This is a genomic window from Arenivirga flava, from assembly GCF_030161575.1.
Lineage (GTDB): Bacteria > Actinomycetota > Actinomycetes > Actinomycetales > Microbacteriaceae > Arenivirga > Arenivirga flava.
Map to the genome: position 1 here is coordinate 1,452,424 of NZ_BSUL01000001.1, position 26,178 is coordinate 1,478,601.

At 72.3% G+C, this 26,178-nt stretch carries 27 protein-coding genes, 2 tRNA genes and 3 pseudogenes; 8 read left to right on the forward strand and 24 right to left on the reverse strand.

Annotated features, from left to right (window positions below; genetic code table 11):
* The first annotated feature begins 53 nt into the window (after positions 1 to 53).
* Positions 54 to 1,004, forward strand: coding sequence for a type I pantothenate kinase (gene coaA / locus QQK26_RS07020; protein WP_284231506.1), 951 nt, complete (start codon positions 54 to 56; stop codon positions 1,002 to 1,004).
* A gap of 106 nt (positions 1,005 to 1,110) precedes the next feature.
* On the opposite strand, the gene glmM is transcribed toward coaA, so the two are convergent.
* The 12 genes and pseudogenes from glmM to clpX form a co-directional block, all read right to left on the reverse strand.
* Positions 1,111 to 2,463: a phosphoglucosamine mutase gene (gene glmM, locus QQK26_RS07025; protein WP_284231507.1), complete on the reverse strand. Its 1,353-nt coding sequence runs from the start codon at positions 2,461 to 2,463 to the stop codon at positions 1,111 to 1,113.
* 20 nt (positions 2,464 to 2,483) lie between these two features.
* A pseudogene (gene rpsI, locus QQK26_RS07030) lies at positions 2,484 to 2,965 on the reverse strand (30S ribosomal protein S9).
* Between the two features lie 31 nt (positions 2,966 to 2,996).
* Positions 2,997 to 3,443, reverse strand: a complete 447-nt coding sequence (gene rplM / locus QQK26_RS07035) for a 50S ribosomal protein L13 (protein WP_284231508.1) — start codon at positions 3,441 to 3,443, stop codon at positions 2,997 to 2,999.
* A gap of 161 nt (positions 3,444 to 3,604) precedes the next feature.
* Positions 3,605 to 4,484: pseudogene (locus tag QQK26_RS07040) on the reverse strand (tRNA pseudouridine synthase A).
* Between the two features lie 113 nt (positions 4,485 to 4,597).
* Positions 4,598 to 5,134, reverse strand: a complete 537-nt coding sequence (gene rplQ / locus QQK26_RS07045) for a 50S ribosomal protein L17 (RefSeq protein WP_284231510.1) — start codon at positions 5,132 to 5,134, stop codon at positions 4,598 to 4,600.
* A 48-nt stretch (positions 5,135 to 5,182) separates the two neighbouring features.
* Entirely contained in the window at positions 5,183 to 6,172 is a 990-nt protein-coding gene (locus QQK26_RS07050; protein ID WP_284231512.1) for a DNA-directed RNA polymerase subunit alpha, read from the reverse strand.
* 167 nt (positions 6,173 to 6,339) lie between these two features.
* The gene (gene rpsK, locus QQK26_RS07055; protein ID WP_284231516.1) at positions 6,340 to 6,738 is read right to left on the reverse strand and encodes a 30S ribosomal protein S11; all 399 of its coding nucleotides are present in this window, start codon (positions 6,736 to 6,738) and stop codon (positions 6,340 to 6,342) included.
* Between the two features lie 50 nt (positions 6,739 to 6,788).
* A complete protein-coding gene (rpsM, locus tag QQK26_RS07060) occupies positions 6,789 to 7,166 on the reverse strand; it encodes a 30S ribosomal protein S13 (RefSeq protein ID WP_284231518.1) in 378 nt (125 codons plus the stop codon).
* 184 nt (positions 7,167 to 7,350) lie between these two features.
* The gene (gene rpmJ, locus QQK26_RS07065; RefSeq protein ID WP_029068929.1) at positions 7,351 to 7,464 is read right to left on the reverse strand and encodes a 50S ribosomal protein L36; all 114 of its coding nucleotides are present in this window, start codon (positions 7,462 to 7,464) and stop codon (positions 7,351 to 7,353) included.
* Between the two features lie 70 nt (positions 7,465 to 7,534).
* Entirely contained in the window at positions 7,535 to 7,756 is a 222-nt protein-coding gene (gene infA / locus QQK26_RS07070; protein ID WP_284231526.1) for a translation initiation factor IF-1, read from the reverse strand.
* Between the two features lie 146 nt (positions 7,757 to 7,902).
* Positions 7,903 to 9,087, reverse strand: coding sequence for a benzoate/H(+) symporter BenE family transporter (locus QQK26_RS07075; RefSeq protein ID WP_284231528.1), 1,185 nt, complete (start codon positions 9,085 to 9,087; stop codon positions 7,903 to 7,905).
* A complete protein-coding gene (gene clpX / locus QQK26_RS07080) occupies positions 9,084 to 10,361 on the reverse strand; it encodes an ATP-dependent Clp protease ATP-binding subunit ClpX (RefSeq protein WP_284231531.1) in 1,278 nt (425 codons plus the stop codon). Before clpX ends, QQK26_RS07075 begins: the two co-directional genes overlap by 4 nt.
* A gap of 196 nt (positions 10,362 to 10,557) precedes the next feature.
* Here clpX and QQK26_RS07085 point away from each other — a divergent pair, with 196 nt between their 5' ends.
* Positions 10,558 to 11,496: a nucleoside hydrolase gene (locus QQK26_RS07085; RefSeq protein ID WP_284231533.1), complete on the forward strand. Its 939-nt coding sequence runs from the start codon at positions 10,558 to 10,560 to the stop codon at positions 11,494 to 11,496.
* Between the two features lie 67 nt (positions 11,497 to 11,563).
* On the opposite strand, the gene QQK26_RS07090 is transcribed toward QQK26_RS07085, so the two are convergent.
* Both QQK26_RS07090 and QQK26_RS07095 read right to left on the reverse strand, forming a co-directional pair.
* Positions 11,564 to 12,232, reverse strand: a complete 669-nt coding sequence (locus QQK26_RS07090) for an ATP-dependent Clp protease proteolytic subunit (RefSeq protein ID WP_284234486.1) — start codon at positions 12,230 to 12,232, stop codon at positions 11,564 to 11,566.
* A gap of 38 nt (positions 12,233 to 12,270) precedes the next feature.
* Complete coding sequence (locus QQK26_RS07095) at positions 12,271 to 12,858, reverse strand: ATP-dependent Clp protease proteolytic subunit (RefSeq protein ID WP_284231535.1); 588 nt, start codon at positions 12,856 to 12,858, stop codon at positions 12,271 to 12,273.
* 248 nt (positions 12,859 to 13,106) lie between these two features.
* Between QQK26_RS07095 and QQK26_RS07100 the strand changes: the two genes are divergently transcribed.
* Positions 13,107 to 13,871, forward strand: a complete 765-nt coding sequence (locus tag QQK26_RS07100; protein ID WP_284231538.1) for a sulfite exporter TauE/SafE family protein — start codon at positions 13,107 to 13,109, stop codon at positions 13,869 to 13,871.
* Here QQK26_RS07100 and QQK26_RS07105 read toward each other — a convergent pair.
* The 3 genes from QQK26_RS07105 to QQK26_RS07115 all read right to left on the reverse strand — a co-directional run bounded on the left by QQK26_RS07105 (position 13,865) and on the right by QQK26_RS07115 (position 16,650).
* Positions 13,865 to 15,055 (reverse strand): trans-sulfuration enzyme family protein, encoded by a 1,191-nt coding sequence (locus tag QQK26_RS07105; protein WP_284231540.1) that lies wholly within the window; start codon positions 15,053 to 15,055, stop codon positions 13,865 to 13,867. The two genes, QQK26_RS07100 and QQK26_RS07105, sit on opposite strands and share 7 nt — an antisense overlap.
* A gap of 129 nt (positions 15,056 to 15,184) precedes the next feature.
* Complete coding sequence (gene tig, locus QQK26_RS07110) at positions 15,185 to 16,522, reverse strand: trigger factor (RefSeq protein WP_284231542.1); 1,338 nt, start codon at positions 16,520 to 16,522, stop codon at positions 15,185 to 15,187.
* 50 nt (positions 16,523 to 16,572) lie between these two features.
* Positions 16,573 to 16,650 (reverse strand) — tRNA-Pro (locus tag QQK26_RS07115).
* A 242-nt stretch (positions 16,651 to 16,892) separates the two neighbouring features.
* Here QQK26_RS07115 and QQK26_RS07120 point away from each other — a divergent pair.
* Together QQK26_RS07120 and QQK26_RS07125 are read left to right on the forward strand one after the other, a co-directional pair.
* Positions 16,893 to 17,785: pseudogene (locus tag QQK26_RS07120) on the forward strand (glucose 1-dehydrogenase).
* A 109-nt stretch (positions 17,786 to 17,894) separates the two neighbouring features.
* A tRNA-Gly gene (locus QQK26_RS07125) sits at positions 17,895 to 17,968 on the forward strand.
* A 25-nt stretch (positions 17,969 to 17,993) separates the two neighbouring features.
* Here the strand turns inward: QQK26_RS07125 and QQK26_RS07130 are convergent.
* From QQK26_RS07130 to QQK26_RS07140, 3 genes are read right to left on the reverse strand one after another with little or no spacing between them, the layout of a single operon-like run.
* On the reverse strand, positions 17,994 to 18,116 hold the full coding sequence (locus tag QQK26_RS07130; RefSeq protein WP_284231545.1) for a hypothetical protein: 123 nt from the start codon (positions 18,114 to 18,116) through the stop codon (positions 17,994 to 17,996).
* A gap of 28 nt (positions 18,117 to 18,144) precedes the next feature.
* The gene (locus QQK26_RS07135; protein WP_284231551.1) at positions 18,145 to 18,510 is read right to left on the reverse strand and encodes an ImmA/IrrE family metallo-endopeptidase; all 366 of its coding nucleotides are present in this window, start codon (positions 18,508 to 18,510) and stop codon (positions 18,145 to 18,147) included.
* 7 nt (positions 18,511 to 18,517) lie between these two features.
* Positions 18,518 to 19,021, reverse strand: a complete 504-nt coding sequence (locus QQK26_RS07140; RefSeq protein WP_284231553.1) for a helix-turn-helix transcriptional regulator — start codon at positions 19,019 to 19,021, stop codon at positions 18,518 to 18,520.
* Positions 19,022 to 19,108: 87 nt separating this feature from the next.
* On the opposite strand from QQK26_RS07140, the gene QQK26_RS07145 reads away from it, so the two are divergent.
* Positions 19,109 to 19,375 carry a helix-turn-helix domain-containing protein gene (locus tag QQK26_RS07145; protein ID WP_284231555.1) on the forward strand — a complete coding sequence of 89 codons (267 nt, stop codon included), beginning with the start codon at positions 19,109 to 19,111 and terminating at the stop codon, positions 19,373 to 19,375.
* Between the two features lie 38 nt (positions 19,376 to 19,413).
* Here QQK26_RS07145 and QQK26_RS07150 read toward each other — a convergent pair whose 3' ends face one another.
* The 4 genes from QQK26_RS07150 to QQK26_RS07165 form a co-directional block, all read right to left on the reverse strand.
* The gene (locus QQK26_RS07150; protein WP_284231557.1) at positions 19,414 to 20,046 is read right to left on the reverse strand and encodes an alpha/beta hydrolase fold domain-containing protein; all 633 of its coding nucleotides are present in this window, start codon (positions 20,044 to 20,046) and stop codon (positions 19,414 to 19,416) included.
* A 180-nt stretch (positions 20,047 to 20,226) separates the two neighbouring features.
* Positions 20,227 to 20,496 carry a hypothetical protein gene (locus QQK26_RS07155; protein ID WP_284231558.1) on the reverse strand — a complete coding sequence of 90 codons (270 nt, stop codon included), beginning with the start codon at positions 20,494 to 20,496 and terminating at the stop codon, positions 20,227 to 20,229.
* 56 nt (positions 20,497 to 20,552) lie between these two features.
* Positions 20,553 to 21,089, reverse strand: a complete 537-nt coding sequence (locus tag QQK26_RS07160; RefSeq protein WP_284231561.1) for a hypothetical protein — start codon at positions 21,087 to 21,089, stop codon at positions 20,553 to 20,555.
* Positions 21,086 to 21,979, reverse strand: coding sequence for an EamA family transporter (locus tag QQK26_RS07165; RefSeq protein ID WP_284231563.1), 894 nt, complete (start codon positions 21,977 to 21,979; stop codon positions 21,086 to 21,088). The genes QQK26_RS07160 and QQK26_RS07165 overlap by 4 nt, the downstream gene beginning before the upstream one ends.
* A 501-nt stretch (positions 21,980 to 22,480) precedes the next feature.
* On the opposite strand from QQK26_RS07165, the gene QQK26_RS07170 reads away from it, so the two are divergent.
* Together QQK26_RS07170 and QQK26_RS07175 are read left to right on the forward strand one after the other, a co-directional pair.
* Positions 22,481 to 25,510 (forward strand): SCO7613 C-terminal domain-containing membrane protein, encoded by a 3,030-nt coding sequence (locus tag QQK26_RS07170; RefSeq protein ID WP_284231565.1) that lies wholly within the window; start codon positions 22,481 to 22,483, stop codon positions 25,508 to 25,510.
* A gap of 123 nt (positions 25,511 to 25,633) precedes the next feature.
* Positions 25,634 to 26,119 (forward strand): Dps family protein, encoded by a 486-nt coding sequence (locus tag QQK26_RS07175; RefSeq protein ID WP_284231567.1) that lies wholly within the window; start codon positions 25,634 to 25,636, stop codon positions 26,117 to 26,119.
* The last annotated feature ends 59 nt before the right edge of the window (positions 26,120 to 26,178 follow it).

Below are 26,178 nucleotides of genomic sequence, written 5' to 3' on the forward strand. Positions count from 1 at the left end.
GCGGCGGAGGCTGCGGCGCGGGGCCGACACAGCCCAGCGGGTACGATCGGCGGGTGAGCGAGACCGCAGGGGGCCGGACGGCCAGCGCATCCCCGTTCGTCGAGATCGCCCGCGACGACTGGGCGGCGCTCGCACCCGGCACCGCGCGTCCGCTCACCGAGACGGAGCTCGTGCAGCTGCGCGGGCTCGGCGACACGCTCGATCTGCAGGAGGTGCAGGACGTCTACGTACCGCTCAGCCGCCTGCTGAACCTCTACGTGGCCGGCACCCGCGACCTGCACCGCTCCACGAGCGCCTTCCTGGGCGAGCGCGCCCGGTCGACGCCGTTCGTGATCGGCGTCGCCGGCAGCGTCGCGGTCGGCAAGTCGACCATCGCCCGCCTGCTGCGCGAGCTGCTGGCGCGCTGGGACGACACGCCCCGCGTCGAGCTGGTGACGACCGACGGGTTCCTGCTGCCGAACGCCGAGCTCGAGCGACGCGGCCTCATGCACCGCAAGGGCTTCCCCGAGTCCTACGACCGCCGCGCGCTGCTGCGCTTCGTCAGCCGCATCAAGGGCGGCGCGGAGGAGGTGCGCGCCCCCTTCTACTCGCACCTCAGCTACGACATCGTCCCGGATGCCGAGGTCGTCGTGCGCCGGCCCGACGTGCTGATCGTGGAGGGGCTGAACGTGCTGCAGGCCGCGGGCTCCGCCGGCGGCATGGCGTTGAGCGACCTGTTCGATTTCTCCGTCTACGTGGATGCCCGCACCTCGGACATCGCGCACTGGTACGAGGAGCGCTTCCTCTCGCTGCAGCGCGGTGCCTTCGCGAACCCCGACTCGTACTTCCACCGCTACGCGGCGCTCGACGAGCGCGAGGCCCGCGAGCGTGCCGCGTCCATCTGGAGCGCGATCAACGAGCCGAACCTGGTGCAGAACATCCTGCCCACGCGTTCACGGGCCAAGCTCGTGCTGCGCAAGGGCGGCGATCACGGCGTGGACTCGGTGCTGCTGCGCAAGCTCTGATGCATCGGGGACGGGCCGGTCGCCCTCGTGCCGACGGCCCCGGCGCGGCCAGTGGGACGAATGCGCGGGACGAGCGGGTGCGGCAGCGGCCGTCGCGATGCCCGGCTCAGCCGAGCGGGAGGCGCTCGCGCACGACATCGGCGAGGTGGTGGGCGATCCGCTGCGCGGTCGGCTCGTCGGCGGCCTCGACCATGACCCGCACCAGCGGCTCGGTGCCGGAGGGGCGCAGGAGCACGCGACCGGTGTGCCCGAGCTCCTCCTCGGCGAGGCGCACGGCGGCGGCCACGCCCTCGTCGTCGGCCAGCCCCGCGCGATCGACGCCCTTGACGTTGACGAGCAGCTGCGGCAGCACGGTGATCACGTCGGCCAGCTCGGCCAGCGACCGACCCGTGCGCGCGACCTCGGCCGCGAGCTGCAGACCGGTGAGGATGCCGTCGCCGGTCGTAGCGTGCCGGCTGAAGATGATGTGGCCCGACTGCTCGCCGCCGAGCGCGAGACCGTGCTCGTTGATCGCCTCGAGCACGTAGCGGTCGCCGACCTTCGTCTCGAGCATGCGGATGCCGTGCTCTGCCATGGCCAGGCGCAGGCCGAGGTTGCTCATGACCGTCGCGACGAGCGTGTCGTCGACGAGCTCGCCGCGCGCCCGCAGCGCGAGCGCCAGCACCGCCATGATGCGATCGCCGTCGATGACCCGGCCGTTGTGGTCGACGGCGAGGCAGCGGTCGGCGTCGCCGTCATGGGCAATGCCGAGATCGGCGCCGTGCGCGAGCACCGCGGCCGCGAGACCGTCGAGGTGGGTGGAGCCCACACCGTCGTTGATGTTGATGCCGTCGGGCTCGGCGCCCATGACGGTGACGCGCGCGCCCGCGTCGGTGAACACCTGCGGCGAGACGCCGGCAGCGGCGCCGTGCGCGCAGTCGAGCACGATGTGCAGGCCGTCGAGGCGGTGCGGCAGCGCACCGAGAAGGTGCACGAGGTAGCGGTCCTCGGCGTCGGCGAAGCGGCGGATGCGGCCCACGTCCGCGCCGGTCGGCCGGACGTGCGGGCCGGCGAGCGCGGCCTCGATGCGGTCCTCCACTTCGTCGGCGAGCTTGCGTCCACCGGCCGCGAAGAACTTGATGCCGTTGTCGGGCGCCGCGTTGTGCGAGGCGGAGACCATGACGCCGAAATCGGCGCCGATGTCGGCGATGAGGAACGCCGCCGCGGGGGTGGGCAGCACCCCCGCGTCGTAGACGTCCACGCCGGAACTGGCGAGGCCCGCGGCCACCGCGCTGGCGATGAACTCGCCGGAGACGCGGGGGTCGCGGGCCACGACGGCGAGCGGCCGTCGGCCGTTCGCCCGGGCCGACTCCCCGAGCACCGTCGCTGCGGACTGCGCGAGGCCGACCGACAGCTCCACCGTGATGATGTCGCCGTTGGCCAGGCCCCGCACGCCGTCGGTGCCGAAGAGTCGCCCCATCGCTGCTCCCTGAGTCGGGATCAGCGCTTCGAGTACTGAGGCGCCTTGCGGGCCTTCTTGAGACCGGCCTTCTTGCGCTCCTTGACGCGGGCGTCGCGCGAGAGGAAGCCGGCCTTCTTGAGGGTCGGACGGTTGTGCTCGGCGTCGATCTCGTTGAGCGCGCGGGCGATGCCGAGTCGCACCGCACCGGCCTGGCCCGAGGGGCCGCCGCCCTTGACCGAGACGATGACGTCGTACGAGCCGTTCAGCTCGAGCACCGTGAAGGGGTCGGTGATCAGCTGCTGGTGCAGCTTGTTCGGGAAGAAGTCCGCGAACTCGCGGCCGTTCACCGTGATGGTGCCCGAGCCGGGGATCAGGCGCACGCGGGCGATGGCCTGCTTGCGACGGCCCACGGCAGCGCCGGGGACGTTGAGGACGGCGCGGGGGTCGAAGCGACCGTAGCGTCGGCGGGGGTTTCGGTCGAGAAGCTCTGCGGCTCGACGGAGTCTGCGATGTTCGCCATGAGTATCGGTTTTCCTAGGTTCTCGGCGCGCTTACTGGGCGACCTGGTCGAAGACGTACGCGGTGGGCTGCTGCGCCGCGTGGGGGTGCTCCGGGCCGGCGTAGACCTTGAGCTTGCGCAGCTGCGCACGGCCGATCGAGTTCTTCGGCAGCATGCCGCGGATCGCCTTCTCGACGGCGCGGGTCGGGTGCTTCTCGAGCAGCTCCGAGTACGTGGTGGCGGTGAGGCCGCCCGGGTAGCCGGAGTGGCGGTACGCCTTCTTCTGCTCGAGCTTGGCGCCCGTGAGGGCCACCTTGTCGGCGTTCACGATGATGACGAAGTCGCCCATGTCCATGTGCGGCGCGAAGGTCGGCTTGTGCTTGCCGCGCAGGAGCACGGCGGCGTGGCTAGCCAGGCGACCGAGGACGATGTCCTGGGCGTCGATGACGATCCATTCACGCTGGATGTCAGCGGGCTTCGGGCTGAAGGTACGAGTCACGGTGATGACTGCTTTCTGCTGGTGAGGGGTTCGTGTATCCCGCTCCGGTGCGCGTTCCTCGGCTTCTGCGTCGGAACCCTGCGGTGGAGGGCTCACAGTGGGCGCACGCCAGGATGGCACGCACACCAACGGGAGACTCTATCCCACAGCGGATGCGCCGGTCAAGGCAGCTGGCGGACGCCCCGCGTCTGCGCGGCGCGGAGGGCGAGCGCGCCGTCCTCCGGGTAGCCGACCTCGACCAGCGTGAGCCCCTTCGCAGCGGCGACCGGGAACTCGTTGCCGCGCACCGCCGCATCGCGGATGCGGACGAGATCCACGGGCGCCAGACGACCGCGCCCCACCGCGAGGCTCGCGCCGACGAGGGCGCGCACCATGCTGTGGCAGAAGGCGTCGGCGAGCACGTCGGCGCGCAGCACGCCGTCCGCTCCTCTCGACCAGGTGAAGTCGAGGAGCGTGCGGATCGTCGTCGCCCCCTCGCGCGGCTTGCAGAACCCGGCGAAGTCGTGCAGACCGGGCAGCGCCCGAGCCGCCTCGTCCATGGCCGCCACGTCGAGCGTGTCGGCCACGGCCAGGGTGTGGTTGCGCAGCAGCGGGTTGAGCGGCGTCGACCCGTCGGCGACCCGGTACTCGTAGCGCCGCCAGACGGCGGAGAAGCGCGCGTCGAACCCGAGCGGGGCGATCGAGGCGCCCAGCACGCGCGCATCCGCGTCGGAGCCGAGGATGCCGTTGATCCGCCGCCGCAGCGCCTCCGCTCCCCGGTCCGCGCTTCGCCTCCGGGCGATGCGGCAGGTCGAGGCTGGCGAACTGCTCGTCGTCGAGGTCGAGGTGCGCGACCTGGCCGAGCGCGTGCACACCGGCGTCGGTGCGGCCCGCGACCGTGAGCAGCGGTGCCGGGGCGTGACGGCGGAACACCGTCGCGAGCGCATCCTCCAGCACGCCCTGCACCGTGCGCTGACCGGGTTGCCGGGCCCACCCCGCGAACGCGGTGCCGTCGTACGCGATGTCGAGGCGGATGCGGGTGGTCGCGCGCTCGTCGTGCATCCCGCGAGCCTACCGGCGGACGGGCCGCCCACCCGATCCGCTCGCCCCGCCGCCGGGCACGCGGAAGGCCCCCGGGCTCGATGAGCTCGGGGGCCTTCCGTGAGGGAGGGGCCTTACTTGGCGTCCTCGGCGGGGGCCTCGGTGCCGGTCTCCTCGGCGCTGGCCGCCTCGGTCTCGACGACCTCGGTCTCCTCGGCGCCGGTCTCCTCGGTGCTGGTCTCCTCGACCGGGGCCTCCTCGACGGGCGCGGCGGCGGCCGGGGCGGCCGTCTTGTTCGACGCCTTCTTCACGACGGGCTCGAGAACGAGCTCGATGACGGCCATGGGGGCGTTGTCGCCCTTGCGGAAGCGCGTCTTCGTGATGCGGGTGTAGCCGCCGTCGCGCTCCGCGACCAGCGGCGCGATCTCGGTGAAGAGCTCGTGCACGACGCTCTTGTCGCCGATGACGCCCAGCACGCGACGACGCGCGTGGAGGTCGCCGCGCTTGGCGAAGGTGATGAGCCGCTCGGCGACCGGACGCAGGCGCTTGGCCTTGGTCTCGGTGGTCTCGATGCGCTTGTGCGTGAACAGCGCCGCGGCGAGGTTCGCGAGCATCAGGCGCTCGTGCGCCGGGCCGCCTCCGAGGCGGGCACCCTTGGTGGGCTTAGGCATGATCAGTTGTCTCCGTATTCAGAAATGCTTGGAAGTCGTCAGCGACGGTCAGCTGTTGGCGTCGTCGTAGCCGCTGTAGAAGTGGGCGCCGTCGAAGCCGGGCACCGCGTCCTTGAGCGACAGACCGAGCTCGACCAGCTTCTCCTTGACCTCATCCACCGACTTCTGGCCGAAGTTGCGGATGTTCATGAGCTGGGTCTCGTTGAGCGCGACGAGCTCGCTGACCGTGTTGATGCCCTCGCGCTTGAGGCAGTTGTAGCTGCGCACCGACAGATCGAGGTCCTCGATGGGGGTCGAGAGCTCGCTCGAGGCGACCACGTCGACCGGCGCCGGGCCGATCTCGATGCCCTCCGCGGCGGTGTTGAGCTCGCGGGCGAGGCCGAACAGCTCGGTGAGGGTGCGGCCCGCCGAGGCGATCGCGTCACGCGGGCTGATGGCCGGCTTGGTCTCGACGTCGACCACCAGGCGGTCGAAGTCGGTGCGCTCGCCGGCACGGGTGGCCTCGACCTTGTAGGTGACCTTGAGCACGGGCGAGTAGATCGAGTCGACCGGGATCTGGCCGGCCTCGCTGAACTCGCTGCGGTTCTGGGTCGCCGAGACGTAGCCGCGACCGCGCTCGATGATGAGCTCGAGCTCGAACTTGGCCTTGTCGTTGAGCGTCGCGATGACCAGCTCGGGGTTGTGGATCTCCACGCCCGCCGGCGCCGAGATGTCGGCGGCGGTGACCTGGCCGGCGCCCTGCTTGCGCAGGTAGGCGGTGATCGGCTCGTCGTGCTCGCTCGAGACCACGAGGTTCTTGACGTTCAGGATGATCTCCGTCACGTCCTCCTTGACACCGGCGACGGTGCTGAACTCGTGCAGCACGCCGTCGATGCGGATGCTCGTGACCGAGGCGCCGGGGATCGACGAGAGCAGGGTGCGACGCAGCGAGTTGCCGAGCGTGTAGCCGAAGCCGGGCTCGAGGGGCTCGATGACGAACCGGGAACGGAACTCCGAGATGTTCTCTTCGACGAGAGAGGGGCGCTGTGCGATGAGCACTGTGTGATTCCTTTCGGCGAAGTGTCCGCTATATGACACTTGGCGATGACGCCGGGTGGCTGGCCCGGCCGGAGGTGGTGAAGTTCTCGGCCGCGCGCTCCTGTGGAACGCGCGGAAGCCGGGTCGGGCCCGGAGCGGCGAGGCTCCGGGCCGACCCGGCATCGGCGTCAGACGCGGCGGCGCTTCGGCGGACGGCAGCCGTTGTGGGCCTGCGGCGTCACGTCGTTGATCGAGCCGACCTCGAGGCCGGCGGCCTGCAGCGAGCGGATCGCGGTCTCGCGACCCGAGCCCGGTCCCTTGACGAAGACGTCGACCTTCTTCATGCCGTGCTCCTGCGCCTGACGGGCGGCGGACTCGGCGGCGAGCTGTGCGGCGAACGGGGTCGACTTGCGCGAACCCTTGAAGCCGACGCCACCCGAGGAGGCCCAGCTGATGACCGCACCGCTCGGGTCGGTGATCGACACGATCGTGTTGTTGAAGGTCGACTTGATGTGGGCCTGACCCACGGCGACGTTCTTCTTGTCCTTCTTACGCGGCTTGCGAGCAGCCGACTTGGGAGTTGCCATTCTCTCTCTCCTGAATATTCGACACCGCGACGAGCGCGGCGGTCGGCTGCTTAGCGGCCGGCCTTCTTCTTGCCGGCGACGGTGCGCTTCGGGCCCTTGCGGGTACGAGCGTTGGTCTTGGTGCGCTGACCGCGCACGGGGAGGCCGCGACGGTGGCGCAGGCCCTCGTAGGAACCGACCTCGACCTTGCGGCGGATGTCGGCGGCGACCTCGCGGCGGAGGTCACCCTCGACCTTGTACGCGCCCTCGATGTGGTCGCGGAGCTGAACGAGCTCGTCGTCGGTGAGGTCCTTGACGCGGGTGCTGCCGTTGATGCCGGTCGCCGCGAGGGTCTCCAGCGAACGGGTACGACCGACGCCGTAGATGTAGGTCAGTGCGATCTCCACGCGCTTCTCGCGCGGGATGTCGACTCCTGCCAGACGTGCCATGGTGGCTTCTCCTGTGAGTGAGTGGAGGTGTGGAGCAGCACCGGTGCCCGAGCCTCCACTCGAGGTGTCCCCGCTCTCGCGGGTTCTGATGCTGCTGGTTGTCGTATTCAGTTGTGCGGTCCCGGGGACCTGCGCGCCCCGTCCGAGGACGGGCGCCGGGTGATCTGCGCCTCGCGGCGCCGGATCAGCCCTGGCGCTGCTTGTGGCGGACGTTCTCGCAGATCACCATGACGCGGCCGTGGCGACGGATGACCTTGCACTTGTCGCAGATCTTCTTGACGCTGGGGTTGACCTTCATGATGTTTTCTCTCTGTGCGCTGGCCTCGTGCCCGTCGGGGTGCCGACGGGCCGTTCCTTACAGGGGGCGCTTACTTGTAGCGGTAGACGATCCGGCCGCGGGTGAGGTCGTAAGGGCTCAGCTCCACGATCACGCGGTCCTCCGGGAGGATGCGGATGTAGTGCTGGCGCATCTTGCCCGAGATCACGGCGAGCACCTTGTGCCCGTTGTTCAGCTCAACGCGGAACATCGCGTTGGGCAGAGCCTCGATCACGGAGCCCTCGATCTCGATCACACCGTCTTTTTTGGCCATAACCTCTACTGGTCGCTCGTTGGTGATTGCCCGCTGGTCGTGCGGTTGAATGCCGGTGCCCGCGCACGCGTGAACGCGGCGATGGACACCAAGGGTCGAGCTTAGGCCATCGGAGCCGCTTGCGCCAATCGTCGTCGGCGGACCGTTCAGCGCCGCGCCGGTCGCGTGGTCGCGAGGAGGACGATGCCTCCGATCAGCAGGCCCCAGAACGCCGAGCCGATGCCGACGACGGCGATGCCGGATGCGGTGACGAGGAAGGTCGCGATCGCCGCCGTGCGCTGGCGCGGCACCTCCACCGCGCTGACGACGGCGCCGACGAGCGCCGAGAGCAGCGCGAGACCGGCCACCGACTGGATGAGCAGCGGAGGGCTCGCGGCGACGAGGGCGGCGGCCACGCCCGCGAGCGGTGCCAGCACGAGGTAGCCCACGCCGGCGCTCAGCGAGGCGATCCAGCGCCGCTCCGGCTCCGGTGCGCCCTCCGGTCCCGCCGCGAGGGCGGCGGTGATCGCGGCGAGGTTGACGGTGATGCCGCCGCCGAGCGCGCCGATCGCCGATCCCGCACCGCTGGTCAGCAGCGCCGAACGGCTCGGCACGGGGTATCCGAAGCTCGACACCACGGCCATGCCCGGGATGTTCTGGCCCGCCATAGTCACGACGTACAGCGGCAGGGCGATGCCCAGCACCGCCACCGGGTCGAACGCCGGCGGCACGAGCACGAGCTGCGGGGTGAGCCGGGCGCCGTCGAGCCAGCCGTCCTCCGCCGTCACCGCGACGAGCGCGACGGCGAGGATGAGCGCGGCCGGGGTCGCCCAGCGCGGCGCCCATCGGAACAGCGCGAGCCACAGCGCGATGATCGGCAGCGCGAGCAGCGGGATCTCGACCGCCGCCTGCACGGGGGCGAGCGCGAGCGGGAAGACGATGCCGGCGAGCATCGCCCCGGCGATGGAACGCGGGATGCGCGCCACGAGCCGACCGAACGCGGGCCAGAGGCCGGTGAGCATGATCAGCCCGGCCGCGACGAGGAACGCCGCGACCGCCTCGCCGAAGCGATCCGTGACGTCCGTCGTGGCCAGGAGTAGCGCGGCACCGGGAGTGCTCCAGGCCAGCATGAGCGGCATGCGGTGGCGCAGGCTGAGCACGATGGTGCCGACGCCGATCGCCAGGCAGACCGCCAGCAGTCCCGACGACGCCTGGGCCGCATCCGCTCCGACCGCGGCGACGCCGGCCAGCAGGATCGCGAACGTGCTGGCGAATCCGGTGACCGTCGCCACCAGACCGGTGGCGATCGGCTGGACGATGCTGGGTCTCGGCGCCGGCGGCGCCGAGGTCACGCCGACTTCTCGGTGCGGCGGTCCTCGCGGGGCACGATGGTCGGCGCCGCGTTCTCGAGCACCGACTCGCGGGTGATCACGACGCGGGCGACGTCGTCGTCGGAGGGCACGTCGAACATCACCGGCCCGAGCACCTCCTCGAGGATGGCGCGCAGGCCGCGCGCACCCGTCTTGCGCAGCACCGCCAGGTCGGCGATGGCCTCGATGGCGCTGCGCTCGAACTCGAGCTCGACACCGTCGAGCGCGAACATGCGCTCGTACTGCTTGACGAGCGCGTTCCTGGGCTCGGTCAGGATCTGCATGAGCGCGGCCTGATCGAGCTGCGAGACGGTCGTGACGACCGGGAGCCGACCGATGAACTCGGGGATGAGGCCGAACTTGTGCAGGTCCTCCGGCAGCACGTCGCTGAACACGTCGACGTCGTCCTCCGCCGTGTGCAGCGGGGCGCCGAAGCCGATGCCCTTCTTGCCCGCGCGCGAGGAGATGATCTCCTCGAGGCCGGAGAAGGCGCCGGCGACGATGAACAGCACGTTCGTCGTGTCGATCTGGATGAACTCCTGCTGCGGGTGCTTGCGACCGCCCTGCGGCGGCACGCTCGCCACCGTGCCCTCGAGGATCTTGAGCAGCGCCTGCTGCACGCCCTCGCCGGACACGTCGCGCGTGATCGAGGGGTTCTCGGCCTTGCGCGCGATCTTGTCGACCTCGTCGATGTAGATGATGCCCGTCTCGGCGCGCTTCACGTCGAAGTCGGCGGCCTGGATGAGCTTGAGCAGGATGTTCTCGACGTCCTCGCCGACGTAGCCGGCCTCGGTGAGCGCCGTGGCGTCGGCCACCGCGAAGGGCACGTTGAGGCGCTTCGCGAGGGTCTGCGCGAGGTACGTCTTGCCGCAGCCGGTCGGGCCGATGAGCAGGATGTTGCTCTTCGCGATCTCGACCTCGTCCACCCGCGCTTCAGCGGAGGTGAGCTGCCCGAGCGCGCGGACGCGCTTGTAGTGGTTGTAGACGGCCACGGCGAGCGCCTTCTTGGCGGGCTCCTGACCGATGACGTACTCCTCGAGGAAGGAGAAGATCTCGCGCGGCTTCGGCAGCTCGAAGTCCTCCGAGACCTCCTCGCCGGCCTCGGCCATGCGCTCCTCGATGATCTCGTTGCAGAGCTCGACGCACTCGTCGCAGATGTAGACGCCCGGCCCCGCGATCAGCTGCTGCACCTGCTTCTGGCTCTTGCCGCAGAACGAGCACTTGAGCAGGTCGGCGCTCTCCCCGATGCGTGCCATGGCCTGACTCCCCTCGAGAGAACGGTCGCCGCCGGGACCCGATCCGACGGCGCAGCCAGCCTAACCCGAACCGGTGACACGGCGAGACGACCGGCGCGCCCCTGCACAGGCCGCGTCCGGGGAGCGGCGGACGCGGCGGGATGGGAGGATCCAGCTGGCCGCGCATCCGCTCGTCCGCCCGTCCCTGAGGAGAACCGTGCACCTGCTCGACTGCGACACCGGGGTGGACGACGCCGTCGCCATCCTGCACCTGCTCGGCTCCGGCGCCCCGCTCGCCGCCGTGACCGTGACCTTCGGCAACGTCGGCGCGGCCCAGGCGGCCGAGAACACGCTGCGGGTGCTGCACCTCGCCGGGCGGTCGGACGTGCCGGTCGCGGTCGGTGGCGAGAGCACGCTCGACGGCACGCCGACGCGCCACTCCGCCACGCTCGTGCACGGCGCGAACGGCCTCGGCGGCGCCGAGCTCGCCCCCTCCCCCGCGGCGCTGCTCGACGAGCCGGCCCCCGAGCTGATCGTGCGACTGGCCCACGAGCATGCGGGCGAGCTGCGCATCGTCGCCACCGGCGGCTTCACCAACCTGGCCCGTGCGCTGCAGCTCGACCCGTCCATCGCCGGGCTCGTCCGCGAGGTGACGCTCATGGGCGGCGCCGCCCTCGCCCCGGGCAACGTGACCCCGTCGGCCGAGGCGAACATCATGGCCGACCCGCTCGCCGCCGCCGCGGTGCTCGGCGCGGGGTGGCCGGTCGTGCTCGTGCCGCTCGACGCGACCATGACGCAGCTGCTCGAGGAGGACGACTGGCAGCGCCTGGCGGATGCGGGCGGTGTCGCCGGCGCCGCCGCGGAGATCCTCGACGGCTACCTGGACTTCTACCACGGCGTCTTCGGTCGTCGCTGCGCCGCGATGCACGACGCCCTGGCGGTGGCGATCGCCCTTGGCGAGGTCGAGCCCGAGCTCGCGCCGCGCGCGCACGTCGAGGTGGACGTGAGCGACGGCCCCTCCCGCGCCCGCACGATCGTCGATCTGCGGCACCGCTACCGCGGCTACGCTCCGGCCGTGGACTCCCCGGTGCGCGTCGTGCTCGAGGCGCAACAGCCGCTCGCGCCGCGGCTCGTGGAGCGCATCCTGGCGCTCTGAGGCCATCCCGGCGGAGGGACGACGAAGGGCCTCGGCGATGCCGGGGCCCTTCGTCGTCGGCGGGCGATCAGGACGACTTGATCACCGCGGGCTGCACACCCTTGCGCGAGGTGAGCACCTGGTCGATGAGGCCGTACTCGAGCGCCTGCTGCGCGCCGAGGATCTTGTCGCGCTCGATGTCGCGGTTGACCTCCTCGGGCGTCTTGTGCGAGTGCTTCGAGAGGGTCTCCTCGAGCCACTCGCGCAGTCGTGCGACCTCGGCGGCCTGGATCTCGATGTCCGAGGCCTGGCCGCGGCCGGCGTCGCCGGTGGCGGGCTGGTGGATGAGGACGCGGGCGTTCGGCAGGGCGAGGCGCTTGCCGGGCGTGCCGGCCGCCAGCAGCACGGCGGCGGCCGAGGCGGCCTGGCCGAGCACGACCGTCTGGATCTGCGGGCGGATGTACTGCATCGTGTCGTAGATCGCCGTCATCGCGGTGAACGAGCCACCGGGCGAGTTGATGTACATGACGATGTCGCGCTCGGGGTCCTGGCTCTCGAGCACGAGGAGCTGGGCCATGACGTCGTCGGCGGACGCGTCGTCGACCTGCACGCCGAGGAAGATGATGCGGTCCTCGAAGAGCTTGGCGTACGGGTCCTGGCGCTTGTAGCCGTAGGCCGTGCGCTCCTCGAACGTCGGGAGGATGTAGCGGGACTCGGGCGCGCCGTTCTGGAAGGCGCGGCCGCCGATCTCGGGCATGTTCACGTGATGTCTTCTTTCCGTCGGATCGGCCGTGATCAGGACTGCTGGGTGCCGCCGCCGCCGGTGACGTCGGAGGCGGACTCGCGGATGTGGTCGACGAAGCCGTACTCGAGCGCCTCGTCGGCGGTGAACCAGCGATCGCGGTCGCCGTCGGCGTTGACCTGCTCGGGCGTCTTGCCCGTCGCCGCGGCGGTGATCTCGGCGAGGCGCTTCTTCATCGAGAGGATGAGCTGAGCCTGGGTCTGGATGTCGGAGCTCGTGCCGCCGAAGCCGCCGTGCGGCTGGTGCAGGAGCACGCGGGCGTTGGGCGTGATGTAGCGCTTGCCCTTGGTGCCGGCGGTGAGCAGCAGCTGCCCCATGGAGGCCGCCATGCCGATGCCGACGGTGACGATGTCGTTCGGCACGAACTGCATCGTGTCGTAGATCGCCATGCCCGCGGTGATCGAGCCGCCGGGCGAGTTGATGTAGAGGTAGATGTCCTTCTCGGGGTCCTCCGCCGCGAGCAGGAGGAGCTTCGCCGAGATCTCGTTGGCGTTGTCGTCGCGGACCTCGGAGCCCAGCCAGATGATGCGGTCCTTGAGCAGTCGGTCAAAGACGTTGGGGGCCAGGGACGGTTCGGCCATCGTTGCGCTCCGTTCGATAGTGGGTGCTCTCAAAACCTAGCGGCGGCAGCGAGGGGGCATGGGCGCTGTTCGCCGTCGGCAGAGCGCAGCGGCGCAGACGGCGAACCGACCAGCACAGTGCCGTCGGCAGAGCGCAGCGGCGCAGACGGCGAACCGACCAGCACAGGGCCGTCGGCAGAGCGCAGCGGCGCAGACGGCGAACCGACCAGCACAGTGCCGTCGGCAGAGCGCAGCGGCGCCGACGGCGAATGGCTCGCTACGGTGGAGGCGATGCTCCCCTCCTCGCGGTCGTCGTGCTCGGCGCGGTGCTCCAGCGCGTGACCGGCCTCGGCTTCGCCCTCGTCGTCTCCCCCGTCATCGCGCTGCTGCTGGGGCCGGAGGAGGGCGTGCTGATCGTGAACGCGTGCGCGGTGCTCACGAGCGCGGTGCTCACGGTGCGCCTGCGCCGCGAGGTCGACTGGGGCCGCTGGGCGCGCCTGCTGCCGGGTGCGCTGCTCGGCGTCGTGGTCGGTGCGGTGCTGACCGTGTCGGCGGACAAGCCCGTGCTGGAGGTGCTCGTCGGCTCGCTCGCCCTGCTCGGTCTGGCGGTCAGCGCCTTCGGCGCGCGCGTGCACCGGGCGCGCGGCGACAGCGGCCTGCCCGCGGCGGGGGCGGCCGGCTTCGCGTCCGGTGCGATGAACGCCTCCGCCGGAGTCGGCGGCCCGGCGATCATCGTCTACGCGGCGGCCACCGGATGGGGGCAGCGCAGTCTCGCCGCGACCCTGCAGCCGTACTTCGTGGCCGTCGCATCCGGGTCCATCGCAGCGAAGCTGATCGCCGGCGCCTCGTTCGCCGGGTTGCTGCGGCCGGAGACGCTGCTGCTGGTGCCGGCGCTCGCGGCGGGCCTGCTGCTCGGCGAGGTGCTCGCGCCGCGCGTGCCGCCGCGCACCGCCCGGGCCGTGCTGCTCGTCGTCGCCGCCCTCGGCTCGGCCGCGATCATCGTGCACGGCGCCGGCGCGCTGCTCGCTCAGTAGGCGTCGAGCGCCTGCCGCAGGTCGGCGACCAGGTCCTCGGCATCCTCGAGACCGACCGAGAGCCGCAGATGGCCCGCCGCGAAGCGCTCCGGCCAGTACTCGGCGCGTGGGCTGGCGCCGGCGCTCGTGTGCGCGATGAGCGACTCGTCGTGGCCGAGCGACACCGCCGAGACGATGATGCGCAGGCGGGCGACGAAGGCGTTCTGCTCGTCCTTGCCGCCGTCCACGGCGAAGGCCAGCATCGCCCCGGGGCCGCCCGGGTAGAGCCGCTCGGCCAGCTCGTGCTGCTCGTGCGAGGCGAGGCCGGGGTAGGCGACCCAGGCCACTCTCGGGTGCTGCTCGAGGAACTCCGCCACCACGCGCGCCGACGCCAGGTGCTGGCGCACCCGCAGCGGCAGCGTGACGGAACCGCGCTGGATCAGCCACGCGTTGAACGGGCTGATGACGCCGCCGACGTCGACCATCGCATCCGCTTTCAGGGGTTGGATGAGGGCGCGGCTGCCGATGACCGCGCCGCCCATCGCGTCGCCGTGACCGTTGATGTACTTGGTGAGCGAGTGCACGACCAGGTCGGCGCCCAGCTCGAGCGGGCGCGCGATGGGCGGCGGCGTGAAGGTCGAGTCGACGCTGAGCAGGGCCCCGGCGGCGTGGGCGATCTCCGCCAGCGCGGCGACGTCGGCCAGCCGGGTGGTCGGGTTCGCGATCGTCTCGGTGTGGATGAGCTTCGTGTTCGGCCGGATGGCGGCGCGCACCGCGTCGAGGTCGCTCGTGTCGACCAGCGTGGCCTCGACGCCGTACTTGCGGGGCAGCAGCTCGGTGAAGAGCCGGTGCGTCGCCTCGTACCCGTGATCGGTGACGACCGCGTGGTCGCCCGCGTCCAACGTCCCGAAGAAGACGGCGTGCAGGGCGGCGACGCCGCTGGCGAGGGCGAGCGCGTCCTCCCCGCGTTCGAGCACGGCGAGCTTGCGCTGCAGGGCCAGCTGGTTGACGCCGCTGTTGCGCGTGTAGAGCGGCACCTCGGTGCCCGACCAGCTCAGCGTGCTCGGATCCTCCGGCAGGGCGTACGAGTTGGCGAGCACCAGGGGTGTGCGGATCGCGCCGCTGCCCGCGTCGATGGCGTTGCCGGCGTGGACGCTGCTGGTCAGCTCGCCGAGGGTCGTGTGGTCGAGGGGCTCGGCGCTCATCCGTCCACGCTAGAGGGCGGATGGGGTCCGTGGCCCCCGGTGACCGGCTGGCTCTCGGGAAACGGATACCGGACGACGCAGGCCCGGTGCGTGCGCACCGGGCCTGCGATCACATCCGCTTCGACCGGATCAGTGGTCGTGACCCTCGTGGTCGTCGCCCTCGGGCGCGACGTCGATCGGGTCCTCGACCTGGGTGGTGACGGCGAAGTCGCTCACGTCGACGTCCTTGCCCTCGGTGTCGACGACCTTGGCCTTGCCGAGCACGACCGCGAGGGCCTTGCTGCGGGCGACCTCGGAGACCATCTGCGGGATCTGGTTGTTCTCGCTGAGGATCTTGATGAACTCGCCCGGCTCCATGCCGTACTGCGAGGCGCCCTGCACGAGGTAGGTGGTGAGCTCCTGCTGACCGACCTGGATCTGCTCCTTCTCCACGATCGCGTCGAGCACGATCTGCTGGCGGAAGGTCTTCTCGGAGGCCTCCTTGACCTCGGCGCGGTGCTCGTCGTCCTCGAGGCGGTTCTCGCCCTCGAGGTGACGGTGCACCTCGTCCTCGACCAGCTTCTCCGGCACGGGCAGGTCGAGCCCCTCAAGCAGCTTGTCGACGATCTGGTCGCGGGCCTGGGTGCCCTGCTGGAACGACTTGCCCTTGAGCACCTGCTCCTTGAGGCTCTCCTGCAGCTCGCCGATCGTGTCGAACTCGCTCGCGATCTGGGCGAAGTCGTCGTCGGCCTCAGGCAGCTCGCGCACCTTGATGGCGTTGACGGTGACGGTGATCTCGGCGGTCTCGCCGGCGCGGTCGCCACCGAGGAGCTTCGAGGAGAAGGTGGTGGTCTCACCGGCGGTGAGGGTCTCGAGCGCGTCGTCGATGCCCTCGAGCAGGTCGCCCGAGCCGATCTCGTAGGAGATGCCGTTGGCCGTGTCGACCTCGGTGCCGTCGATCGCGGCGACGAGGTCGATCTGGGCGAAGTCGCCCTTCTCGGCCGGGCGGTCGGCGGTGACGAGGGTGCCGAACCGGGCGCGGAGCTTCTCGAGCTCCTCCGCGACGTCCTCGTCCGAGACCTCGGCCGCGTCGACCGTGAGGGTGAGGCTGTCGTAGGCGGGCAGCTCGAACTCGGGGCGCACGTCGACCTCGACGTTGACGAGCAGGTCGCCGGAGAAGTCCTTCTCGCTGGGCCACTCGGCGATGTCGGCCTCGGGGCGGCCGAGGGGGCGCACCTTGGTCTCCTTGACCGCCTCGCGGTAGAAGCCGTCCAGGCCCTCGCTGACGGCGTGGTTCAGCACCTCGCCGCGGCCGACGCGCTGGTCGATCAGCGGCGCGGGCACCTTGCCCTTGCGGAAGCCGGGGATGCTCACCGACTCGGCGATGTGCTTGTAGGCGTGGTCGATCGAGGGCTTGAGCTCCTCGGGGGTCACGACGATCGCCAGCTTGACGCGGGTCGGGCTCAGCTGCTCCAGCGTGGTCTTCACGGTGCGGTATCTCCTGATTGCTGTTCGGTCTGCGGGGCCGCATCCGTTCGTGGTCGGGGCGACAGGATTCGAACCTGCGACCTCCCGCTCCCAAAGCGGGCGCTCTAGCCAAGCTGAGCTACGCCCCGATCGCAGAGGAACCGACAGATCTGAGGGATGTGCGGGACGCCCGGAAATCGGCCTCGGGAAGTCTACATGCCGGCGGGTGCGCGGACGCGTGGGCTTCGATGCATCCGCTCAGCGCGGAATCCGAGGGCCCCGCTCCGTGCGAACTGGGCGTGCTCCGGGTGCCGGGTGCACGGCTGTCGAGAGCGCCGCATCCGCTGGTCGAGTGGGACGCAGACCACGCACGCCGACGAGGGAGGACCTCATGACCGACCAGTACACGTTCCAGAACCCCGTCACGCAGTACGAGGCCATCGACACCGATCAGCCCGAGATCGCCGAGCCCGGTCTCGACTCGGAGCTGACCCCGAAAGCCGATCTCGGCGAGTCGACCTACCGCGGCACCGGCCGTCTGACCGGTCGCCGCGCGCTGATCACCGGCGGCGACTCCGGCATCGGCGCCGCCACCGCGATCGCCTTCGCCCGCGAGGGCGCCGACGTGGCCATCAGCTACCTGCCCGAGGAGGAGTCGGACGCGCGCCGCATCATCGCCCTCATCGAGGAGGCCGGACGCACCGCCGTCGCCCTACCCGGCGACATCAGCACCTCCGAGGCTGCGCGCGAGCTCGTCGGCTCGGCCGTCGACGGCCTCGGCGGGCTCGACATCCTGGTGAACAACGCGGGCAAGCAGATCTCGATCGACAGGCTCGAGGACCTCACCGACGAGCAGTTCGACCAGACCTTCAAGACCAACGTCTACGCGCTCTTCTGGATCACCAAGGCGGCGCTGCCGCACCTCCCGGAGGGCTCGTCGATCATCAACACGTCGTCGGTGCAGGCGTACTCCCCTCGGAGACCCTGGTCGACTACGCGACCACCAAGGCCGCGATCAACACGATCTCGAAGGCGATGGCGCAGCAGCTCGCGCCCCGCGGCATCCGTGTGAACGTCGTCGCGCCGGGTCCCGTGTGGACGCCGCTGCAGCCCTCCGGCGGCCAGCCGATCGAGAAGGTGCAGACGTTCGGCGAGCAGACGCCCATGGGCCGCGCCGGGCAGCCGGCGGAGCTGGCGCCGGCGTACGTCTTCCTGGCGTCGCAGGAGTCGAGCTACGTGGTCGGCGAGACGCTGAACGTGAACGGCGGCCAGCCGACGCCGTGAGGCTCGGACTGCGAGCGCGGGCCCGTCCCCTCGGGGGCGGGCCTCCGCCGTGTCGGGGCGAGCGGATGCATCCGGTACAGTGATCATCGGACGCCCGCGAGGGCTTTCCGGGGATGTAGCTCAATGGTAGAGCCTCAGTCTTCCAAACTGATTACGCGGGTTCGATTCCCGTCATCCCCTCCACAGGACCCATCAGGAGCAGGACGGCTCAGACGCCCTTCTCCCAGTGGCTGCAGTCGCGGCAGATGAAGTCGCCGACCATCTGCAGCATGTCGGGCTTCTGCTCCACCATCACGCCGAAGCACTCCGGGCACATCTTGGTCCTGGGCATGCACGGAACCTATCGCAGACGCCGCGGGTCAGGCCGAGGCGCGGGCGCGCAGGTGCACCTCCATGAGATGGTCCGTCACGCCCGCTTCGAGCGCCCACACCCCGGGGTCGTCGGAGAGCGCGGCCGCGCGGCGCAGGTCGAAGCCCGCGAGGAGGCGCTGCGCGGCGATGCGATCCGCGCGGCGCTCCTGGGCGGGGACGCGCCCGTGGTCCTGGAACTCCGCGTGCACGATCTCGTGCGCGAGCGTGGAGCGCTCGTGCGCGCGGTGGAGCCCGGGCTGCAGCACGATCGTCCGGTGCTCGGGGATCCAGAGTCCGCTCGCGCCCTCGATCGGGCGGTAGACGATCCGGAGCCCGAGCGCCTCGGCGTGCGCGTAGGGGTCGTAGCCCTGCATCGCAGCCTCAGGGGGTGCGGAGGTCCTCGTCCGGCAGGGCGTTGCCGGCGTCGGCCGCGTATCGGATCTCGTTCATGGGAGCATCCTGCGGTGCGCCACCGACATCGGTCACGGGCTCAGCGCGCAGCTCCGCCGCGATCCGGGCGATCTCCTGACGCATGACCTGATCGCGTCGGGGCTCGGGCAGTTTCGACACGAGTCCGCCCAGCATCATGAGCCAGGCCTCGACCTCGGGCTCGAACGCGTCCGCCTCGGTCGGCACCCCCAGCACGCGCAGCACGCGGCGCAGCACGTCGGGCTGCGGCGTGAACGCGCCGCGCTCGATGTTGCCGACGGTGCGGCGGTTGACCGCCGCCGCGGAGGCGAGCTGCTCCTGAGTCATCCCCGAGGCACGGCGCAGTTCGAGGATGCCGCCCGCCAGCCGCCTGCGCTCCTCGGCCGTCGAACCGTCCAGGCGGACGCCGTGTCGCCGCAGCGCCTCGCCCTGCCCGAGTCCACCCGCGTCGTCCATGATGGCTCCCAACTCTAGTCGTGCCGTCGGCCCTGTGGAGGAGCACTGGAGCTTGCAGGCTGGGCAAAACTCGGTACGCTTTTGACCATGTCGGATGGCGAGCACGCGGGCGTGCTCTTGCGAACCCTCCGCCTGCAGGCGCGCATGAGCCCCGAGGAAGTCGCCGCAGGGGCGGAGACCTCGGTGGCATACCTGCTGGCCGTCGAGGAGGGCTCGCTGCCCGCATCGCGCCCGTTCGTGCGCCATGTCGCCGACGTCATCGCGGGGAAGCTCCTGGCTGCCGAACCGCGTGCACGGCCGTCGCGCCCGCTGCGAGGCGGATCGTCGTCCGAGGACCGCGCCGAGCCCGCCTGACCCACGGGCTCAACCCGATGAGGACCGCGCGACGCTCGTCAGCACCGCCCGCGCCTCCGCCGTCCACCACGCGGCGACGAAGTCGTGGAAGCCGTCGGGGTAGCTGCGCACCTCCACCGGACTGCCCGCGGCGCGGCGCGGCGGCCGAACCGCAGCGCATCCGGGTGGAGGAGATCGCGGCCGCCCTGGTGCACGACGGTCGGCGGCAGGCCGGCGAGGTCTCCCAGGCCCGGGCTGATCAGCGGATCGTCGAGCGCGCGGTCGCGCGCCCAGGAGCGGGCCGAGGCGATCAGTCGCTCGCGATCGAGCATCGGGTCGGGTTCCAGCGCGGCGATGCCCGGGTTCGTCATCGTCGTGTCGAGCCAGGGCGAGAACAGCTGCAGTGCGTCGGGCAGGCGCTCGCCCGCGTCCCGCCGGCGCTGCGTCCACGCGAGGGCGAGACCCGCTCCGGCGGAGTCGCCGGCGAGCACCAGGCGCCCGTGGACCCGCCGCGCCAGCTCGTCGAGCAGCGCGAACGCCTCCTCGACCGAGCCGTGGGGGGCGAGCTCGTACTGCGGCACGATCACCGTCGCACCCGAGACGCGCACCAGGCGATCCACGATCCACCAGTGGGGCGCGACGAGCGGATGCACGTAGGCGCCGCCGTGCAGGTACAGGATCGTCGCCGGCACGGCGCCCCGCGGGGGCGGAGCGTGGTGACGGGGCGTCCGTGCATCCGCTCGTCCTCCACCAGATGGCGCCGGCGCACGGAGGCCGGCGACGGCGCAGGCTGCCGCGGCGCGCCCTCGTCGGCGCGCGACCGCAGGCGCAGCGCGGCCCCGGTCAGCCTCATGGCGAGGGTCATCGTGCGATCAACGCCGCCGGCTGACGCGGCCCTCGGCGTCCACCGTGATGACCAGGGTCTGGATCTTGCGGTTGACGACCCGGACGATGACGACGATCAGCCAGAGGCCGGCGGTGAGCAGCGTGAGCACCAGGTTCCAGAACCAGCCGATGCGCTTCTGCCGCTGCAGCACGGCCTGCCCGGCGCCGACCGAGGCGACCTGCCAACCGTCGCGGGCGGCGCGGGCGACCTCCTCATCGAGGATGCGGGCGCGGGTCTCGGCGGGGATCGGGCTCATGCCACCACGGTAGGGCCGGCCGGAGGGAAGGTGATGGGTGAAAGCTCCGGGGGCGCTCAGACGGCGACGTCGAGCGCCTGCAGTCGGGCGGGCGTCTCGAAGCCGAGGTCTGCCGCGGCGCCGTGGCGGTGCACGCTGCGCAGGTGCGCCGCCGGCTGCCCCGCGGCGCGCAGCAGCCAACCACCGAGCCAGAGATCCTCGGAGTCGGCGGCGGCGAGCGCCGCCCCGGTGATGCCGAAGTCGCCGTAGACGGGGTGCTCGAAGCCGGCGGTGACGATATCGGCGTGCTCGAGCTCGGCGACCGGCGTCTCCTCGCCGCTCTGCTCCGCCTCGTCGGGACCGACCGTGACGAGGTCTCCGGCGGGCTTCGCGCCCGGGTCGACGAAGAAGTTGGCGACGCCGAGGGCGTTCATCACGGCGGAGCGCTGACCGGCGCCGGCGACGCTGATCACGCCGTGGCGGGGGCTCCGGAAGACGGCGCGCAGGAGCGTGCCCTCCGAGCGGGCCGCCTCCTCGATGCCGGCGCGCAGGGCGGCGAGGTTGCGCTTGGCGGGCACCCGCAGGCTGTCGACGGCGTTCACGGTTTCGTTCATGACCCGTCGAGCCTATCGGCCGCGGCCTCCGCGACGGCAGGGCGTCGGGCGCCGAGGGTGACGCCGACGCTGGCGATGGTGATGAGGGCGAGGGCGACCAGTTCGGGCCAGCCCAGCCGCTCGCCGAGGATGAGGAACCCGGCGAGCGCCGCGGCGGCCGGGCCGAGGCTCTGCAGCACCCCGAAGACCCGCGTGGCGAGCCGGCGCAGCGCGTGCAGCTCGAGCGCGTAGGGCAGAGCGGAGGAGAGCAGCGCGACGCCGAGGAAGACCGCCAGCAGCCACGGCTCGGCGACGACGCCGACGACGGCTGACGCGCTGCCGAGCGGTAGGGCGATGGCTGCGGCGACGACCATCGCGACGGCGAGGCCCTGCGTGCCGGGCAGGTGCTGGCCGGTCGCGGCGCTCGCGAGGATGTAGCCGGCCCAGCAGAGACCGGCCAGCAGCGCCCAGAGGAGGCCGATCGGGTCGAGGGTGCCGGTGGCCTGCAGGCCGAGCAGCGCCACGCCGACCAGCGCGGCGAGCGCCCAGACCGCGTCGCGCCAGCGGCGGGTCTGCGCGAGCGCGAGGCCGAGCGGTCCCAGGAACTCGACCGTGACGGCGATGCCGATCGGCAGCGTCTGGAAGGAGAGGTAGATCGCCACGTTCATGCCGCCCAGCGCGACACCGTAGACGACCGCGGCGAGCCATGCGCGCCGGGTCCAGGTCCAGGGCCGAGGGCGCAGCACGGCCAGCAGGACGAGGGTGCCGAGCCCGAGCCGCAGCGCCGCGGCGCCGAGCGAGCCGACCGCGTCGAAGTGGTCGCGGGCCAGGGCCGCGCCGAGCTGCACGGACGCGATCGCGGCGAGGGCGAGCGCCGTGGGGGGCACGCGATCGAGCGGGGTTGTGGGCACCCGCCTCATTCTCCACCGATACCGCTGCCCATCGCCGACGGCGCCGGTGCCTGGCTAGCCTGAGCCGATGATCCAGGGGGAACGGAACAACCGGTGGCCGCGCAGCGCGGCGGACCTGCGCAGCACGACGCAGTGCCCGTCCTGCTTCGCGCCGCTGACGTCCAGCAGCTGCGACGTGTGCGGGCTCGACCTGACGCATCCGTCCGCCGCTGGACTCGCGGCCGACTCGGCGCGGATCGCCGACCTGCTCGATGCACGGGAGCGCACCATCGAGCGGATGCGCGCCGCGACCTTCGATCGGCTGGTCGCGCCCGAGGCGGCGCCGGCCGGGCCGGCTCCGGCAGCGGCTGCCGGGGCTGCGCCTCCCGCTTCGCGGCAGCGGCCTTCGCTCCGCCGAACGGGGTTCCGACTCCCCTCCCCGCGCCGGGAGCCACCCGACCCGACGCGGGGGTGCCGTCGGCCCCGCCGGCCGCACCGCGCCGGTCCAGCGTGCAGCTCTGGATGGTCGTGACGGCGACCGCGCTGCTCTCGGTCGGCTTCATCGGGTTCCTCGTCTACGCCTTCGTCAACTTCGGCATCGTCTGGCAGGCCCTGGTGCTCGGCATCGTCACCGCGGGCGCCGCCGTCGGCGCCGGGCTGCTGCGCCGCTCCGGTCTGGGCAGGTCCGCCGAGGGCCTCGCGGTGTTCGCGCTGGTCATGTCGGTGCTCGACGTCTGGGCGGCACGCGCCAACGACCTGGCCGGCCTCGGCGGCGGCACCGAGACCGGGTACTGGGGCGCCGCACTGCTGGTGATCGGCGGGCTGGCGGTGCTGTGGCGACGGCTCTGCGGCATCCGAGCGCCGGGACTCGTCGGCGCCGCGCTCGTGCTGCCCGGGGCCGGCCTGCTGGCCGCGGCGTCGATCCCGCAGGCCGGGCTGGCCGAACGGTGGTGGCTCGCCGGGGTCGTCGCCGGCGCGATCGGGCTGCTGGGCGGTCTGCGCGCACCGCTGCCGCTGCTGCCGCTCGAGCGATGGCTGCAGCTCGGCATGGCGGTCGCGGCGCTGGCCGCCGCTGGGGTCGCGACGACGGCGATCGACCTACCGGTGCTCGCGGACGCCGCGCTGCCCGTGATCCTGGTCGCGGCCCTGGCGCACGCGGCCGTCCTGCTGCGCGGACGTCAGGGTCGTGCCGCGGAGGGGCTCGCGTCGGCCTTCGCGCTGCTGGCCGTGCTGTCGCTGGCCACGACGTTGCTGCCCGCCGCGGCCCGCCTCTCCTCGGCCGAGCTCTACCTGCTCGGCTCCCTGCCCGCGCTGACCGCCGCGGCCGTGGCGGCCGAGCTGCTGAGCCGGGGCGCCGCCGCGCACCAGCGGCGCGTGGCGCTCACCGCGGCGATCGCGGCGTGGCTGCTCGCTACGATCCCAGCCGGGTCCGCCGCTCTGGCCGTCGCTGCGAGCTGGGCGCTCGGCGCCGCATCGGGCGCGCTCGACTGGTCGGCCCGTGCCGCCGCTGACGCACCGGTGCACGGCTCGCTCGTCGTCGCAGCGTTCGCCGCGCTCGCCGCGTGCCTGGCGGTCGAGGCCGTCGGGCAGCGCCTCGGGGTCGCGGGGTCGCTGCGACGACTGCTGCTGCCCTCCCTTGCCGCGGCGCTGCTCGCCAGCACCCCGGTGCTGCTGCCGACGCTCGGCGGCCGCCTGGTCCTCGCGGCTCTCCTCGTGGTGCTGGCGTTCATCGCCCTGCGGCTGCCGCGGCTGGAGCGCCACCGCGTGCCGGCGCTGATCGTCGCGCTCGCGGCCGCCGCGCAGCTGCTCGCCCTGGGCTGGGGCGGCCCCGAGCTGGCCTGGGCGGCGATCGCCGGTGCGGCGCTGCTGCCCCTGTCGGTGCTGTCGCCCAGGCCGAGCCGCGGTGCGCTGCTGCTCGGCGTGCTGCCCCTCGCGGGCATCGGAGCGCTCCTGCACCCCGGCCCCCTGTCCGCGGCGCCGTGGCTCGGCGCCGTGCTCGCGGGCGTGCTGCTGCTCGGCCTGGTGCCGTGGCTGCGGCCGGATGCGGGCGCGCCGGTGCTGCGGGCCCTGGCCGGCGGCGGCGTCCCCGTGCTCGCCGCGCTGGCCGCCGGTTCGGTGCTCGCCGAGACGGACGCCGCGATGCCGACGGCGGCGCTCGTGCTCACCGGCCTCGGGATCGTCGCCCTCGGCGCGGCGCTGCCCGGCGGCGCGCTGCGGCTGCCGATCGAGGCCGGCGCGGGCCTCGTGCTGCTCGCGACCGCGCTGATGCTCCCCGCGGCGACGGGCATCCGACCCCTGCTGCTGATCCTCTTCGCGGTCGCCGCTCTGCTGCCGGCGGTCCGCCGTGACGGCGTGGTCGGCGCCGCCGGGCTGCGCAAGCACTGGAGCTGGGCCGCCCTCGCGCTCGGCGTGCTCGCGCTCCTCGACGCGCTGCAGCGGTCCCGCATCGACCTGCTGGAGGCGCACACCCTGCCACCGGCGGGCGTCCTGCTGCTGCTCGCGGCCTGGATCGGACTGCACGAGCGGATGCGGCAGCGGTCGCCGAGCGCGGCCGGCCCGGCGGCGCTGCTGGCCGGCCTGCTGCTGGCCCTGGCACCGAGCGCCGTGCCGGCGGACTCGCTGCCGCGCTCGCTGCTCGTGCTGTCGCTGGGCGGTGCGACGCTGATCGCCGGGGCCTTCGGATCGACCGGTCCGGCGCGGCGCTGGTTCGACGCCCTGGTCGTCGCGGGCGCGGCCGCGGTGCTGCTCGGCACGCCGCTGCGCCTCGCGCAGAGCGACGGCTCGCTGGCCGGCACCGAGCCCTGGGCCGCGGTCGCGGCGGCGCTGCTCGTGCTCGCCGCCGTCGGCCTCGCAGGACGCTGGCGAGACCGCCGGTCCCTCACGGCGCTGCCGCCGGCGCTGATCGTCGCCGCGAGCGCCGCGGTGGCCCTGGCCGGCGCGATCGCCGCGGATGCGGAGCACGGCGCACTGCGCGGGGCGATCGCCGTCGCGGTGCTGGTGGTCGTGCATCCGCTCGCCGCGCTGCTGCAGCGCGCACCGTGGAACGCATGGGCCGGTTGGACGGCGCTGGCGCTCGCGGCCCTGCTCGGCCTGCGCCTGCTGTTGCTCGGCGGCATCGAGACCGAGGCCGTCACCGCCCCGCTCGGCGGCGCGATGGTGCTCGCCGGCGCGCTCGGCCTCATCCGCAGACCGGAGCTGCGCAGCTGGTCGGCGCTCGGCCCCGGCATGGCCGTGCTGCTGCTGCCGTCGCTGATCGCGTCGTCGACCGACCCGGCCGTCTGGCGCATCGTGACGGTCGGCGCGCTCGCCGTCGCGGCGATCGTGGTCGGCGCGACGCAGCGCTTGCAGGCGCCGTTCCTGCTCGGCATCACCGTCGCCCTCGTGCACGCGGTCGTGCAGCTGCAGCCCCAGCTGCGCGCCATCGCGGAGGCCACCCCGGTCTTCGTGTGGCCCGTGCTCGGCGGCGCCCTCGTGCTCGCGCTCGCCATCCGCTTCGAACGCCGGCTGCAGACGCTGCGCAGGGTCGTGATGAGGGTCGCCGCACTGAGGTGAGCCTCAGCGAAATCGCTGGTCAGCAGCTAGGTCAACCTCACTGAGTCGAGCCTCAGCTTGCTTGCGGAATGATCCTGCCCGAGTAGCGTTGCATCCGTCAGCACGGAACGAAGGAGCCACATCATGACGGACATCACCACCACCCCCTCGAGCGCCATCGACCCGGACGTCGCCGCCGGCGTCGCCCAGTTCCTCAGCCCGATCGTGCTCGACCTCACCGCGCTCGCGACCGACGGCAAGCAGGCGCACTGGCACGTGCGCGGTGCCAACTTCCAGGCGATCCACCTGCTGCTCGACGATGTCGTGGACCACGCCCGCGAGTACGCCGACACCGCCGCGGAGCGCATCGTCGCCCTCGGCCTGCCGCTCGACGCGCGCACGCAGACCGTCGGCGTGAAGGCCGGCACCCCCGTGCTCAGCGAGGGATTCCAGCACTCCGACGTCGTCGTGGCCGAGGTCATCGCCATCATCGACGCGACCATGAAGACGGTGCGCACCGCGATCGACGAGCTCGGCGAGCTCGACGCGGCCAGCCAGGACGTCGCCATCGAGATCGCCCGCGGTCTCGAGAAGGACCGCTGGTTCCTCTTCGCGCACATCAGCCGGTGAGCGCCCCGCGCTGACGCAGCACCGCGAAGGGCCGCCCCTCGGGGCGGCCCTTCGCCGTC

What these genes read in the sequence shown, in the direction of transcription:
- QQK26_RS07175 (WP_284231567.1), top strand. Translation starts at nt 25,634, where the DNA reads ATGACGGACATCACCACCACCCCCTCGAGCGCCATCGACCCGGACGTC.
- rplQ (WP_284231510.1), bottom strand. Translation starts at nt 5,134, where the DNA reads ATGCCTAAGCCCACCAAGGGTGCCCGCCTCGGAGGCGGCCCGGCGCAC.
- rpsM (WP_284231518.1), bottom strand. Translation starts at nt 7,166, where the DNA reads ATGGCACGTCTGGCAGGAGTCGACATCCCGCGCGAGAAGCGCGTGGAG.
- rpsK (WP_284231516.1), bottom strand. Translation starts at nt 6,738, where the DNA reads ATGGCAACTCCCAAGTCGGCTGCTCGCAAGCCGCGTAAGAAGGACAAG.
- QQK26_RS07160 (WP_284231561.1), bottom strand. Translation starts at nt 21,089, where the DNA reads ATGAACGAAACCGTGAACGCCGTCGACAGCCTGCGGGTGCCCGCCAAG.
- QQK26_RS07095 (WP_284231535.1), bottom strand. Translation starts at nt 12,858, where the DNA reads ATGGCCGAACCGTCCCTGGCCCCCAACGTCTTTGACCGACTGCTCAAG.
- QQK26_RS07130 (WP_284231545.1), bottom strand. Translation starts at nt 18,116, where the DNA reads ATGCCCAGGACCAAGATGTGCCCGGAGTGCTTCGGCGTGATGGTGGAG.
- clpX (WP_284231531.1), bottom strand. Translation starts at nt 10,361, where the DNA reads ATGGCACGCATCGGGGAGAGCGCCGACCTGCTCAAGTGCTCGTTCTGC.
- QQK26_RS07145 (WP_284231555.1), top strand. Translation starts at nt 19,109, where the DNA reads ATGTCGGATGGCGAGCACGCGGGCGTGCTCTTGCGAACCCTCCGCCTG.
- glmM (WP_284231507.1), bottom strand. Translation starts at nt 2,463, where the DNA reads ATGGGGCGACTCTTCGGCACCGACGGCGTGCGGGGCCTGGCCAACGGC.
- infA (WP_284231526.1), bottom strand. Translation starts at nt 7,756, where the DNA reads ATGGCCAAAAAAGACGGTGTGATCGAGATCGAGGGCTCCGTGATCGAG.
- QQK26_RS07100 (WP_284231538.1), top strand. Translation starts at nt 13,107, where the DNA reads ATGGCTCGCTACGGTGGAGGCGATGCTCCCCTCCTCGCGGTCGTCGTG.
- QQK26_RS07105 (WP_284231540.1), bottom strand. Translation starts at nt 15,055, where the DNA reads ATGAGCGCCGAGCCCCTCGACCACACGACCCTCGGCGAGCTGACCAGC.
- QQK26_RS07135 (WP_284231551.1), bottom strand. Translation starts at nt 18,510, where the DNA reads ATGCAGGGCTACGACCCCTACGCGCACGCCGAGGCGCTCGGGCTCCGG.
- QQK26_RS07090 (WP_284234486.1), bottom strand. Translation starts at nt 12,232, where the DNA reads ATGCCCGAGATCGGCGGCCGCGCCTTCCAGAACGGCGCGCCCGAGTCC.
- QQK26_RS07170 (WP_284231565.1), top strand. Translation starts at nt 22,481, where the DNA reads ATGGTCGTGACGGCGACCGCGCTGCTCTCGGTCGGCTTCATCGGGTTC.
- rpmJ (WP_029068929.1), bottom strand. Translation starts at nt 7,464, where the DNA reads ATGAAGGTCAACCCCAGCGTCAAGAAGATCTGCGACAAGTGCAAGGTC.
- QQK26_RS07155 (WP_284231558.1), bottom strand. Translation starts at nt 20,496, where the DNA reads ATGAGCCCGATCCCCGCCGAGACCCGCGCCCGCATCCTCGATGAGGAG.
- QQK26_RS07140 (WP_284231553.1), bottom strand. Translation starts at nt 19,021, where the DNA reads ATGGACGACGCGGGTGGACTCGGGCAGGGCGAGGCGCTGCGGCGACAC.